The sequence below is a fragment of the Paenisporosarcina sp. P4_E4_2 genome (assembly GCF_056401595.1).
Map to the genome: position 1 here is coordinate 1 of NZ_JBFUJC010000071.1, position 13,143 is coordinate 13,143.

A 13,143-nucleotide genomic window follows, 5' to 3' on the forward strand; every position below is an offset into this window, starting at 1 on the left:
AGATATTTCTCGCCCTCAAACAGTGCCCCTTTAAATGAAATGAAGAAATTTTTCCTCACATTTTTCACATCATCGTAAAAATAGTAAGCACCCTTTTCGTAAGCGTCATCAAGTTTTCGCTTGGGATCCATTAAGTAAATAATTCCACGGTAAAACAAATAGACAACAAGTGCGAGTATAAGAAATCGGATCAATACGATGATCATAATGGAACCTCCCTTTGGGCAGACGTGTTACTATGGTATACGGATGAACAAATACTTTGGTTTCAAGATTGTTCAAATTTTTTTCTGGAGGTATTTGATATGGAATTACAGCAGTTATTTACGATGCAAAAAGCTCTCGACAGATATATTCAATCGGAGAAGAATATATCTCATGATGTATTTCTTGAAAAAGGGTTAGCGTTATTAGTTGAACTCGCTGAATTGGCGAATGAAACACGTTGCTTCAAATTTTGGAGTGCAAAAGGGCCATCCGATAAGGAAACGATTTTGGAAGAATACGTAGATTCTATTCATTTCTTACTGTCTCTCGGCATTGAAAAACAATTGGACGATTTAGATAGATGGCCTGTTGAGGAAAAAGCAGGTTCCCTGACTCAATTATTTCTAAATACCCATGCATCTATTCAACAATTTCTCCAGGAACCAACCAGACCCCTATATGAAGATGTGTGGAAATGGTATGGAGCAGTTGGATCATCACTAGGTTTTACACATCTTCAAATCGTAAAAGCATATATTGATAAGAATGAAAAAAATTACGAACGTCAACGCACTGGTTATTAACGAATATTTTGAAAACTGAATACGTTTCCATTATAATAAGATAGTTAGAGCATATTTAGGAGGACGAAATAATGACGAAACTTGATGCAACACTTACGATGCTGAAAGATTTAACAGATGCAAAGGCCATACCTGGGAATGAACGTGAAGCACGTGATGTTATGAGAAGATACATCGAGCCATTTGCTGACCGAATGGATTCAGATAATCTGGGCAGCTTAATTGCAGAAAAAGTAGGCGACGCGGAAGGCCCGAAAATCATGGTTGCCGGTCACTTGGATGAAGTCGGATTCATGATCACTCAAATTGATGATAAAGGTTTCTTAAAGTTCCAAACCGTTGGTGGCTGGTGGTCACAAGTTATGCTTGCTCAACGTGTAACTATAGTGACGCGTAAAGGTGAATCTATTACTGGTGTCATTGGATCGAAACCACCACATATCTTATCACCTGAAGCACGCAATAAACCGGTTGATATCAAAGACATGTTTATTGATATCGGTGCCTCTTCGAAAGAAGAAGCTATGGAGTGGGGCGTATTGCCAGGAGATATGGTAACACCATATTTCGAATTCTCTGTTATGAACAATGAAAAAATGCTTCTGGCAAAAGCGTGGGATAACCGTATTGGTTGTGCAATCGCAATTGATGTCCTTAAAGCATTAAAAGATGAGAAACATCCAAACATTGTATATGGTGTGGGAGCTGCCCAAGAAGAAGTTGGATTACGTGGAGCACGCACAGCAGCGGCGAAAATCAAGCCGGATATTGGTTTTGCAGTTGACGTCGGTATTGCTGGTGACACGCCAGGGATTACAGCAAAAGAATCTACAAGCAAAATGGGAGCAGGTCCACAATTGGTATTGTTTGATGCTTCAATGGTTTCTCACAAAGGACTTCGCGATCTAGTGGTAGATACTGCCGAAGAAAATAACATWCCTTATCAGTTTGAATCTATTCCTGGAGGAGGAACAGATGCCGGAGCGATTCATTTGACAGCAAACGGTGTTCCCTCATTGGCTATTGGGATCGCAACTCGCTATATTCATTCTCATGCAGGTATTTTACACCGTGATGATTATGAAAATGCAGTCAAACTGATTGTGGCGGTAATCAAAAAACTAGATCGTGACACAGTGAACAAAATTATCTTCGACTAATAAGGAAATCAGAAAGCATCGCTGAGGCGATGTTTTTTTGATACTCTTGGTATTTTATGCATGATAGATTGTTGTCATATCAATCATTAATTGAAAGGTGAAGGCGTAGTCCAAGTGACTACGCTTTTATTTATGTCCCATATATTTTGAAGTGAGAAATTATTGAAAAAATCTATTTTGTTTTCCTATCTACCTAGAGCATTTTTCTATCACTTAATATGTTATAGATGTAAGGGAAAACGGATTGAAAATGTGAAAAAAACCACGATTGGGATAAAAAAGATGAATGTAAATGTGCTAAGTGTGGTGATGTTAACATCCATGTAGTATGCAAAGAAGAAGATCACGATAAGAAGGATCACGATGAGAAAAAGAAAGACGACTGTGAAAAATGCACAGGTAAAACAGACAAAGTAGAGTTCCAATCAGACACATCATTTTTAGACGATGAAATTTTCGAAGAACCAATCCAAGTACTTCAGGTTTCTTTCAACAAAATATGTGAAGGTGACAAGGTATGGTTGAGTGGAATTGTTGGTTTTGATAATGACACAGTTGTTTGTGGTAATGATGTTGCTGTGATTAAATTAACAATTGTAAGAACAACTGCGTCAGGAAGTGAGCGTATCATCTACAGACAAACTTTTGAAATCGATCAACCTGGACATGACGATCTTACTCAAGTGCCATTTGCACATGTGGAATTCGAATCAAATGAAAACAAAAATGTAACTTATACAGTTTTCGTACAACGCCTGAATGATAACAGAGATGTATTTTTATTCGGACAAAACACATTGGCTGCTCTAAGAATTAACTAGTTCACGAAATGGATGTAAATTTGAAGTGTCTTATGAAAATAAGACACTTTATTTTATTATTAAATAATAAATTTTAACTTATAATTATAACAAAGTATGAATATTTATGAAATTACTAGAACTATTCGAATACAATAAATAGAGTGAGGCGTAGTCCAAGTGACTACGTTTTTTATGTCCAAAAAATATGAAATGGGAAACGATAGAAAAAACTATTAGTTTTCCAATCTGCCTAGAGCAATTTTCTCTCTTTTAATATGTTATAGAGTAAGGCAAATACGGATTGATAGAAACCGAAACTCGGAATCTAGTATCGGTCCAAAAGGAAGGAGGTGCAATCAAATATGAAATATARCAAAAAGACRTGGGWAAAAATAGAGGGCTGTGACTGTTTCAAATGTCGTGAAGCAGAGACGAAAGTAGAATGGTGTGACCATAAACACGACTGGAATAAGAAGGAATGTCCTAAGTGTGGTGATGTTAACATTAAAGTAGTATGCGAGAAAGACAATCACGATAAGAAAGACGATCACGATAAGAAAAAACACGACTGTGAAAAATGCACAGGCAAAACAGACAAAGTAGAATTCCAATCAGATACATCAGTTTTAGACGATGAAATATTCGAAGAACCGATTCAAGTACTTCAGGTTTCATTCAAAAAAATCTGTAAAGATGACAAAGTTTGGTTTAGCGGAATTGTTGGTTTTGACAATGACACATGTGTTTATGGTAATGATGTTGCTGTAATTAAGTTAACTATTGTAAGAACATCTGAGTCAGGTAGCGAACGTACGATTTACAGACAAATTTTCGAAATTGATCAACCTGGACATGATGATCGTACTCAAGTGCCATTTGCACATGTAGAATTCGAATCAAATGAAAGCAAAAATGTAACTTATACAGTTTTCGTACAACGCCTGAATGATAACAGAGATGTATTTTTATTCGGACAAAACACATTGGCTGCTCTAAGAATTAACTAATTTGCAGAATGGGTGTAAAGAAAGTTGAAGTGTCTTATGAAAATAAGGCACTTTTTTTGAGTTAATTAATAAATATGCACTTGTAATTATAAATATTCAAATATATAATGATTATACATAATTATAACGAGGAGTGAATATTTATGAAATTACTTGAATTCGTAAATCTTGAAGTAGTGGAAAGTGTGAAAAATAAAGACTTGTTAACATGGCTCGACTATACTTCAATGGAAGTAAAACAATTGTTGGAACTAGCAACCAATCTGAAGAAGTTGGCTAAAAACAACGTGCATCCTCCACTACTGGCTGGAAAAACGATTGGTCTCATATTTGAAAAACACTCAACCAGAACGCGTATTTCATTTGAAGTTGGAATCAATCAATTAGGTGGTCATGCAATGTATATGCATGCAAGAGACTTGCAAATCGGACGTGGGGAGCCTATTTCAGATACTGGAAAAGTATTATCGGGTTACATGGACGGCATTATGATTCGTGCCCATTCACATAAAATGGTCGAAGAATTAGCTGAAGCTGCGAGTATTCCTGTCATCAATGGCTTAACAGATCTATTCCATCCCTGCCAGGCTTTAGCCGATGTCCTGACGATTCRTGAAGTGAAAGGCTATTTAGCAGGTTTAAAACTTGCTTACGTGGGGGACGGGAATAATGTAGCGCATTCTCTCGTTATTGCGTGTGCTCATTTAGGAATTGATGTATCCATTGCAACTCCTAAAGGTTTTGAAATTGATTCCACGATTCTTAACAAGGCTCAAAAACTAGCCGCTTCAAATGGTTCAAGCATCCTGGCGACTAACAATCCAATTGAATCTGTATCAGGTGCGGATGTCATTTATACAGATGTCTGGACCAGTATGGGGCAAGAAGAAGAGACAGCCGCGCGACTTGATGCTTTCAAAGAGTATCAAATTAATGAAGATCTCGTGAAACACGCCAAAACGGATTATTTATTCTTGCACTGCTTGCCCGCGCATCGTGAGGAAGAAGTCGCAACATCTATCATCGATGGTCCGCATTCAGCAGTATTTGAACAAGCAGAAAATCGACTCCATGCTCAAAAAGCCATATTAGCATCGATTCTGTCATAAAGTAGTAAAGCTCCTGATTAATTTTGTCAGGAGCTTTTTTATGGAAAAAATTACATTAAATTTGTTAATAATACTTTACTTAATGTTAACTATAGTTTACATTATGAATATAATACTTAACAAGAAGAGGTGGAAGGAATGCTCCATAACCGAGTCAAAGAGCTTCGTGCCCGATTTGGTTTTTCGCAAGCTGAACTGGGTGAAAGGGTGGGTGTTACACGACAAACCATTGGATTTATCGAAAAAGGAGATTTTTCACCATCGATAACATTGGCATTAAAACTGGCAAGAGAGTTTGAAATAACTGTAGACCAATTATTTTGGTTAGAAGGGGAGAAACCATTATGAAAAAAGATTTACGCGTGCAGTATCCTTTATGGCAAATGGCGTTTATTGTATTGTTTGGTTTTATAGCATTTAGTTTAACAGGTGCCTCCACAGAGCTATACAAAACATCTGAAGAACTCAGTTTTTCCGTAGAGCTCGATGCATTGGAATCATTTTTATTGTTGGGCGCTCTTTTTATTACAGTTTTGATGATCACAATTTTTTCAATGAAAATCTCTAAACATAACAAGCAAAATCCAACTCAAAAACTATCAATGTGGCAGATTCGACCATTGGAATACTTGGAGCAAGATGAAGGCATGATGCACATTACGAGAAGAGCTGCTCAAAAAGTTTACACATTCTTTGTGTGGGCACTGCCGTTTATGGCAACGATTTTCCTAGTATTTGAATTATCTAGATTCTGGATGATTTTCGGTATATTGATCTTGGCGTGGATGCAATATTTAATTTATTACATTGAAGTACGAAAACATTTGGCGGGGGAAGAATAATGTGGGAATATTTTTTAGTGTTTTTAGGGGCGGCCATTCCATGGCTTGAAATGGCCGTGGTAATTCCACTAGGTATCATAACGGGATTAAATCCTTTTTGGGTAGTCGTCATTGGCTTTATCGGGAATATGGTAACGGTCTTGGCATTAATCATCGGATACAATAAATTTAAAATATGGTTAGCGAAAAGACGCGAGGGGAAAGTACAGAAAGAATCCAAGCGCAGTGAACGTGCAAAAAGGATTTGGAATAAATATGGGCTACCTGGGATGTTGTTGCTTGGACCCATACTGATTGGGACCCACATTGCTGCATTTATCGCGATGACATTGGGTGGGAGCAAAAAACAGACGACCATATGGTCTGCTATCAGCATTGCTTTGTGGGCATTGGTATTCGGAATATTAACAGCACTCGGCTTTGATTTCTTTGTCCGGGAAATATAAATGAAAAAGTCTCCGTGCAATACGGAGACTTTACTTATCCTTGGAAAGATTGTTCCAAGTGTCTTAATACTGATTCTTTTTCAGGTTCACCAGCTGTTTTCCACCATTTTTCAAAAAACACACCAAGTCCAGGAAGTAAATGTTCTTCGCCACGTTTGATGGCATCTTCAACTACTTCACGAATTTCTGTAGCACTATTGCCAACCATGTTGGCGGTGATTGCATCTCGAATTTGAAAGTTCATAATCTCTCCTCCTCACATCTCATTTTGTCCGCTACTATCGCCACTTATACATGAATTTGATACACTTAAAAGAAAAAGGCGGTCGTACAATCGATGAAACGTATTGAATCATCACAAAACTCACAAGTGAAACATTGGAAAAAGCTTGTTTCCGTTCGAAAAGAACGTGATAAATCTGGAGAATTTTTAGTCGAAGGCTTTCATTTGGTTGAAGAGGCATTAAAAAACAAGTCGAATGTGTTAGCCATGATTGTAAGAGAAGGAACAACAATTCCAACTGGCTGGAATGTAGATGATGTAGACATTATTGAAGTCACAATGGATATTGCGAAAGAAATTGCCGAAACAGAGCACTCACAAGGAATATACGCATATTGTAGTCAACAAGTGGCAACAGAGGAGCAACAAAAAACTTGGAAAAAACTTCTCTTTATTGATGCTGTTCAAGATCCAGGGAATGTCGGGACAATGATTCGCACAGCTGATGCTGCCGGAATAGATGCCGTCGTTTTAGGAAAAGGATCGGCAGACGCTTATAATCCGAAAACGGTTCGTTCAGGTCAAGGTTCGCACTTTCATATTCCGATAGTCAAAGGCGATTTATCTCAATGGGTTCAAATCTGCAAGGAGCAGGAAATACCTGTGTACGGTACATCATTGGACGAATCAGTACTATATAACCAAGTGAAACCTCAAGCGCGATTTGCATTGATTATGGGCAATGAAGGAAGCGGGCTTTCGCCAGAGCTTCTTGTTCAAACAGATACGAATTTGAAAATTCCATTGCTAGGACAAGCTGAATCATTAAACGTAGCGGTCGCGACAGGTATTCTTTTATACACATTAATTCCTCAATCAAATTGAATGTTGATGAAACCGTAATTCGAGCGTATAATAGTATCTAATTTGATACATTCAAAAGCTGTGACCGGGAAGAGTACATGAAACCCTTTATTTCAGGAAGTTTGCACCGAGACTGTGAGTGCAAATAGTAAAGATTCATCGAAGTTCACCCCGTTAGCTGCCATCAGGACCAGCAATTGCTGTAAAGGTGCGCCGGTGAAGAGCCGTTAATTCAATGAAGTGATTACGTCTGGATTCTCAGCGTAGTAATCAGGGTGGTACCGCGAAAATGTTCCTCGTCCCTTTTTTAGGGGCGGGGTTTTTTTATTTTTTGCTATGTTAATGAATGTTGTTGATATTGAAAAACGAAAGAGTGCATTTGCGCCTTGCATGAAAAGAAACGAAGGTTAAAAACGCCACGTTCTACTCCTGCGGTTACTCGTCGCAAAAAAAAATTGTGGCAACACCTTCATGTCCCACTTCATGCGGAACATGCGGCAAGCGCAAATGCAAGCTAAACAACAGTATTATTAAACATTGCTTTACTTCATGGAAGGAGATGTACACATGCAAGAACAATTACAACAATTGAAAGACGAAGCGATCGGCAAAATTCAAGCCGCTTCAACTGTGAAAGAACTGCAAGACGTACGTGTTGCGTATTTAGGGAAAAAAGGACCGATTACCGATTTGTTAAAAGGGATGGGTAAACTTCCGGCTGAAGAACGTCCGCAAATGGGTGCCTTGGTCAATGTAGTCCGTGAAGAAGTAACCGCTGTACTCGATGAGCGCCTAGTTATTTTAGAAGACGCTGCCATTCAACAACAACTTGAAAATGAATCAATTGATGTGACATTGCCGGGTCGTCCAGTAAAAACTGGAAATCATCATCCACTGACACGTGTCGTGGAAGAAATCGAAGACCTGTTCATCAACATGGGCTATGAAATTGCTGAAGGACCTGAAGTAGAAAAAGACTACTACAATTTCGAAGCATTGAACTTGCCAAAAGGGCATCCTGCTCGTGATATGCAAGATTCATTCTACATTTCGGAAGATATTTTACTGCGTACTCATACATCCCCAGTGCAAGCACGCACAATGGAAGCAAAAGGTGGAGAACCCATCAAAATTATTTGCCCTGGTAAAGTTTATCGACGTGATAATGATGACGCGACGCATTCACACCAATTTACACAAATCGAAGGACTTGTGATTGGCGAAAACATTCGTATGAGTGATTTAAAAGGAACGTTATCAGTATTTGCGAAGAAAATGTTTGGAGACGATCGTGAAATTCGTCTGCGTCCAAGTTTCTTCCCGTTCACTGAGCCTTCGGTTGAAATGGACATTTCTTGTTTCAAATGTGGCGGCAGTGGCTGTAATGTTTGTAAAAAAACAGGCTGGATTGAAATTTTAGGTGCAGGTATGGTACATCCAAATGTATTGGAAATGGCAGGATACGATTCAAAACGTCTGTCAGGATTTGCATTTGGTATGGGACCAGAACGCATTGCGATGTTGAAATATGGAGTGGAAGACATTCGTCATTTTTATACAAATGATGTGCGATTCGTATCGCAATTCCACCGGACGGAAGTGTAAGGAGGAGATCACATGCTCGTTTCTACAAAATGGCTAGCAGATTATATTGATACTAAAGGGTTGGCTCCGGCTGAACTCGCTGAAAAAATTACTCGTTCAGGAATCGAAGTGGACGCAGTTATCGACCGCTCACATGGCATGACAAACGTAGTTGTAGGTCATGTATTGGAATGCGGCAAGCATCCTGAAGCGGATAAATTATCGATTTGCCAAGTGGATGTCGGAGAAGAAGTGACACAAATTATTTGTGGCGCACCGAATATCGCAGCAGGTCAAAAAGTAATTGTTGCACGTCCTGGCGCTGTATTACCAGGCGGCATGAAAATCAAAAAAGCGAAGCTTCGTGGCGAAGAATCGAACGGGATGATTTGTTCCCTTCAAGAACTTGCGATTGAAGGGAAGCTTGTACCTAAAAAGTATGCTGAAGGAATATACGTTTTACCTGCAGATACACAAGCTGGTGCAGATGCACTTGAAATTTTAGGATTAAACGATACGGTACTTGAATTAGGCTTGACGCCTAACCGTGCTGATGCGATGAGTATGCTTGGTGTGGCGTATGAAGTAGGTGCCATTCTATCTGAAGATATGAAATATCCTGAAATCAACTATGCTTCGTCTAGTGAAGTAGCAGAAAACGTCTTGAAACTTCGCGTAGAAGATGTAGATGCAAACCCGATGTACGTGGCAAAAGTCGTCAAAAATGTTGTCATCGGCGAATCGCCATTATGGTTACAACAACGCTTGATGGCTGCAGGTGTACGACCTCATAACAACGTTGTGGACGTAACGAACTACGTCTTAATGGAATATGGTCAACCGCTTCATGCATTTGATTACGACCGTTTACAAACGGGAGAAATCGTTGTCAGAGCAGCACATGCAGGCGAAAAAATTACCACTTTGGATGACCAAGAACGTGAATTACAAGCTCATCATTTAGTCATCACAAATGGTCAAGAACCAGTGGCAATCGCAGGTGTTATGGGTGGGGCAAACTCAGAAGTACATGAAGGCACGACAACAGTGGTTATTGAGTCAGCTTATTTCAAACCAGCTTCTGTCCGTCAAACTTCAAAAGATCACAACCTACGTAGTGATGCGAGTTCTCGCTTTGAAAAAGGCGTGGATCCTAACCGTGTGGAAGTAGCTGCAGAAAGAGCTGCCCAACTGATAGCCGAACTTGCAGGAGGAGAAGTACTGCAAGGAAGTGTGAAATTTGATGAGTTGGATAAATCTCAAAAAGAAGTCATCGTATCACCTGATTTTATTAACAATCGTTTAGGAATGAAAATTTCTTTAGAAGAAATGACGTCAATTTTAAACCGTCTGAAATTTGATTTCGAAGCAGCGAATGGATTGCTTTATATTAAAGCACCAACTCGTCGCCAGGATATTCAAATAGAAGAAGATATCGTGGAAGAAATTGCGCGTATCTACGGATATGATGATATTCCGATGACCTTGCCTGAAGGTGAATCAACACCGGGTGGTTTATCACCTTATCAAGCAAAACGTCGCTTAGTTCGCAACTTCCTTGAAGGTGCAGGCTTGCATCAAGCAATTACGTACTCATTAACTTCAAAAGAACTTGCACAGCGATTTGCTCTTGAAACGGCTCCAGTAACAGAATTGTTGATGCCAATGAGCGAAGATCGCAGCACTTTGCGTCAGTCATTAATTCCGCATTTATTGGAAGCAGCAAGCTACAACGTTGCGCGTAAAGCTGATTCGGTGACATTGTTTGAAACGGGTTCAGTGTTCCTTGGTGAAACATCAGAAGGACTTCCATCTGAAGAAGAGCATGTGGCGGCAGTAATGACTGGCAAATGGCTTGACCATAGCTGGCAAGGCGAACGCAAAACAGTCGATTTCTTTGTATTAAAGGGAATCATTGAAGGGCTATTTGCGAAGCTTGGATTAGAAAAACATGTATCATTTGAGCAAGCTCAAGTGGATGGATTACATCCAGGACGAACTGCGTCAGTGAAGTTGGCAGATGAAGTGATTGGTGTTGTCGGTCAATTGCACCCAACAGAACAAAAGAAACGTGATTTGAAAGAAACGTATGTAATGGAATTGAACATGGCGAAAATACTGAATTTCGCATTAGAGCCATTATTGTATACACCAGTACCACGTTTCCCATCCATTTCACGTGATATCGCTTTAGTCGTAAATCGCACGCAAGCTGCAGGCAACTTACAACAGATTATCCGTGCAGCTGGTGGGAAGTTATTGAAAGATATCCGCGTCTTCGATTTATACGAAGGAGAGAAAATGGAACCAGGTCATAAATCGGTTGCATTCTCACTAACTTACGAAGATCCAGAACGTACATTAACAGATGAAGAAGTCGTGAAGGCTCATTCGAAAGTGCTAAAAGCACTTGAAGAAGAAGGCAACGCACAACTTCGAGGATAAAATAAAGGCTATTTCCACTTACCAATTGGTGAATGGGAATAGCCTTTTCATTTTGGCAATGCTTTACTCTACGACAGATTTTATCCTTTGTAAAAACCAAGTACATATGTAGGAAACAAAACAATCCACCTCGTATATAGAGGTGGATTGTTTGCTCTTATTGTCTTCTTTTCTTGTTAGCAATAGCCAGTGCTTTACCTGTGTTGGCGAAATGTTTTTTAGTAATGGATGAAAGAAATTCCTCGCCATTGCTCAAGTAAATTCGGGCAGCGACTTCATCCACTTTCGAACTCGCACCTTTTGGAATAGTCACTCCTGCTTTTAAACTGAGCTTATCCATTTCCTCCAAAAAGGCGACACGCGCCAATATGGAAGCGGCTGCCACAGATACATGTAATTGTTCAGCTTTTGTTGAGAAAAGCACATTCTCACGAATGATTTCTTTTTCTGCTTTCACATGATTGTAGTAAATGCCACGTTCGGCAAATTGGTCGATTAAAATGAACTCTGGTTTTTCAGGAGCTATTTTTGAGAGCACATGCTTCAACGCCTGATTGTGCAACAAGGCTTTTATTTTCCCTTGTGACCAGCCTTTTGCTTGGACGGTATTGTACTTCTCATTGCCCAGAATCAATATGCTGTGTGTCAGTGTGCTTTTTAAGTCGGGTGCTATTTTCCGCATGAGGTCATCTGTTAGCATTTTGGAATCCTTTACACCAAGGAAATGAATAAGTTCGATTTTATCAGCAGGCACGTAACATGCGGCAACCGTCATAGGGCCAAAGAAATCACCGGTTCCCGTTTCGTCAGAACCAATAACAGATTTTAAAGCAAAACCTTCAGGTAGAGTATCTCCTTTTGCGGAACTCACTTTTTTACCTGCTTTCTCCTCTAATGTTCCCCAGCGCATCGCTTCGCGTGTAGAACCACTCCCTTGAAACAATACTTTGCCAGATTTATAGGCTGTGATGGAGGTGTCTGGTAGTTTCGCTGCGAAGACGACACCTGGTGCGTTTCGCTCAATTCTATTATTTGCATAATGAGTAAAAACTTCTTTTAATTGTATAGGAGATAGTTGCAACACTTCGTTCGACATTAACACTTTCCTTTCTTTGGCTACTTATTCACATGTGCAGGTATTTCATGGTATGATTATTTATAGGATTTTTGATGAGGAGGGTAACCTTTGTCAGAGCAACATAAAATACGAGTTTCAGTAGATATATATGGTCAAACGTATAAAATGCTAGGTTCGGAAACTAGCGGTCATATGCGACTGGTTGCCTCTATGGTTGACGATAAAATGCGAGAAATCAATTCGCACAATCCCTCATTAGATAGTTCTAAGTTGGCTGTTCTTACAGCGGTCAATACAGTCCATGAATATGTTAAATTAAAAGAACAAGTAGAACAACTAGAAGAAGAAATCAAAAGGTTAAAKGGTTGAATACATGTTAGATATACTGATTATAGTTTTATTAGCAGCAGGATTATTTGTAGGTGCAAAACGAGGATTAATCGTCCAATTGATTCATATGACTGGATTCATTATTGCACTCATCGTTGCCTACTCCTATTATAAACCACTCGCTGAAAAATTTGTGTTGTGGATTCCATATCCTACTGTCGACTCGAGTTCAAGGCTGACATTTGCAATCGACAAATTGGATCTGGATCAGACGTTTTATCAATTAATTGCATTTGCACTCATCTTTTTTGTCGTGAAATTTGCATTACAACTAGTTGCATCCATGTTTGATTTCCTTTCTTACTTACCGGTACTGGGATTCATCAGCAGGATTGCAGGTGCAATTTTAGGCTTTATCGAATTCTACATATTGTTGTTTATCGTAATGTACGTCATTGCAT

15 protein-coding genes, 1 pseudogene and 1 other annotated feature are annotated in these 13,143 nt (G+C 39.3%); of the genes and pseudogenes, 13 read left to right on the plus strand and 3 right to left on the minus strand.

The features are described from left to right. Positions 1 to 206 (minus strand): annotated as a pseudogene (locus tag AC1DSB_RS07420) (sigma-w pathway protein ysdB); the annotation flags it as partial. 99 nt (positions 207 to 305) lie between these two features. Here AC1DSB_RS07420 and AC1DSB_RS07425 point away from each other — a divergent pair. The 8 genes from AC1DSB_RS07425 (at position 306) to AC1DSB_RS07460 (ending at position 6,158) form a co-directional block, all read left to right on the plus strand. Continuing rightward, positions 306 to 791, plus strand: a complete 486-nt coding sequence (locus AC1DSB_RS07425; protein ID WP_477533008.1) for a dUTP diphosphatase — start codon at positions 306 to 308, stop codon at positions 789 to 791. A 71-nt stretch (positions 792 to 862) separates the two neighbouring features. Next, positions 863 to 1,951: a M42 family metallopeptidase gene (locus AC1DSB_RS07430; RefSeq protein WP_477533009.1), complete on the plus strand. Its 1,089-nt coding sequence runs from the start codon at positions 863 to 865 to the stop codon at positions 1,949 to 1,951. Between the two features lie 521 nt (positions 1,952 to 2,472). Further along, on the plus strand, positions 2,473 to 2,772 hold the full coding sequence (locus AC1DSB_RS07435; RefSeq protein WP_477586289.1) for a hypothetical protein: 300 nt from the start codon (positions 2,473 to 2,475) through the stop codon (positions 2,770 to 2,772). A 344-nt stretch (positions 2,773 to 3,116) separates the two neighbouring features. Beyond that, the gene (locus tag AC1DSB_RS07440) at positions 3,117 to 3,761 is read left to right on the plus strand and encodes a hypothetical protein (RefSeq protein WP_477586291.1); all 645 of its coding nucleotides are present in this window, start codon (positions 3,117 to 3,119) and stop codon (positions 3,759 to 3,761) included. A 143-nt stretch (positions 3,762 to 3,904) separates the two neighbouring features. Then, complete coding sequence (gene argF, locus AC1DSB_RS07445) at positions 3,905 to 4,870, plus strand: ornithine carbamoyltransferase (protein WP_477586293.1); 966 nt, start codon at positions 3,905 to 3,907, stop codon at positions 4,868 to 4,870. A gap of 138 nt (positions 4,871 to 5,008) precedes the next feature. Continuing rightward, positions 5,009 to 5,218: a helix-turn-helix transcriptional regulator gene (locus AC1DSB_RS07450; protein ID WP_477533052.1), complete on the plus strand. Its 210-nt coding sequence runs from the start codon at positions 5,009 to 5,011 to the stop codon at positions 5,216 to 5,218. After that, the gene (locus tag AC1DSB_RS07455; RefSeq protein ID WP_477533051.1) at positions 5,215 to 5,712 is read left to right on the plus strand and encodes a hypothetical protein; all 498 of its coding nucleotides are present in this window, start codon (positions 5,215 to 5,217) and stop codon (positions 5,710 to 5,712) included. Before AC1DSB_RS07450 ends, AC1DSB_RS07455 begins: the two co-directional genes overlap by 4 nt. Continuing rightward, positions 5,712 to 6,158 carry a small multi-drug export protein gene (locus tag AC1DSB_RS07460; RefSeq protein ID WP_477533050.1) on the plus strand — a complete coding sequence of 149 codons (447 nt, stop codon included), beginning with the start codon at positions 5,712 to 5,714 and terminating at the stop codon, positions 6,156 to 6,158. Before AC1DSB_RS07455 ends, AC1DSB_RS07460 begins: the two co-directional genes overlap by 1 nt. A 34-nt stretch (positions 6,159 to 6,192) precedes the next feature. Here the strand turns inward: AC1DSB_RS07460 and sspI are convergent, their stop codons facing one another. Then, on the minus strand, positions 6,193 to 6,402 hold the full coding sequence (sspI, locus tag AC1DSB_RS07465; RefSeq protein ID WP_016426722.1) for a small acid-soluble spore protein SspI: 210 nt from the start codon (positions 6,400 to 6,402) through the stop codon (positions 6,193 to 6,195). Positions 6,403 to 6,495: 93 nt separating this feature from the next. Here sspI and AC1DSB_RS07470 point away from each other — a divergent pair, with 93 nt between their 5' ends. From AC1DSB_RS07470 to pheT, 3 genes are all read left to right on the plus strand, one after another. Beyond that, positions 6,496 to 7,266, plus strand: coding sequence for a TrmH family RNA methyltransferase (locus AC1DSB_RS07470; protein WP_477586295.1), 771 nt, complete (start codon positions 6,496 to 6,498; stop codon positions 7,264 to 7,266). A gap of 51 nt (positions 7,267 to 7,317) precedes the next feature. Continuing rightward, positions 7,318 to 7,552: a binding site (T-box leader), on the plus strand. 260 nt (positions 7,553 to 7,812) lie between these two features. Continuing rightward, positions 7,813 to 8,850 carry a phenylalanine--tRNA ligase subunit alpha gene (pheS, locus tag AC1DSB_RS07475; RefSeq protein WP_016426725.1) on the plus strand — a complete coding sequence of 346 codons (1,038 nt, stop codon included), beginning with the start codon at positions 7,813 to 7,815 and terminating at the stop codon, positions 8,848 to 8,850. A 12-nt stretch (positions 8,851 to 8,862) separates the two neighbouring features. Further along, the gene (gene pheT, locus AC1DSB_RS07480; protein WP_477532054.1) at positions 8,863 to 11,274 is read left to right on the plus strand and encodes a phenylalanine--tRNA ligase subunit beta; all 2,412 of its coding nucleotides are present in this window, start codon (positions 8,863 to 8,865) and stop codon (positions 11,272 to 11,274) included. 157 nt (positions 11,275 to 11,431) lie between these two features. Here pheT and rnhC read toward each other — a convergent pair whose 3' ends face one another. After that, complete coding sequence (gene rnhC, locus AC1DSB_RS07485; RefSeq protein WP_342543298.1) at positions 11,432 to 12,370, minus strand: ribonuclease HIII; 939 nt, start codon at positions 12,368 to 12,370, stop codon at positions 11,432 to 11,434. A gap of 90 nt (positions 12,371 to 12,460) precedes the next feature. Here rnhC and zapA point away from each other — a divergent pair, with 90 nt between their 5' ends. Both zapA and AC1DSB_RS07495 read left to right on the plus strand, forming a co-directional pair. Beyond that, the gene (gene zapA / locus AC1DSB_RS07490; protein WP_477586297.1) at positions 12,461 to 12,721 is read left to right on the plus strand and encodes a cell division protein ZapA; all 261 of its coding nucleotides are present in this window, start codon (positions 12,461 to 12,463) and stop codon (positions 12,719 to 12,721) included. A gap of 4 nt (positions 12,722 to 12,725) precedes the next feature. Further along, a partial coding sequence (locus tag AC1DSB_RS07495; protein ID WP_477586299.1) for a CvpA family protein occupies positions 12,726 to 13,143 on the plus strand: 418 nt, incomplete at its 3' end.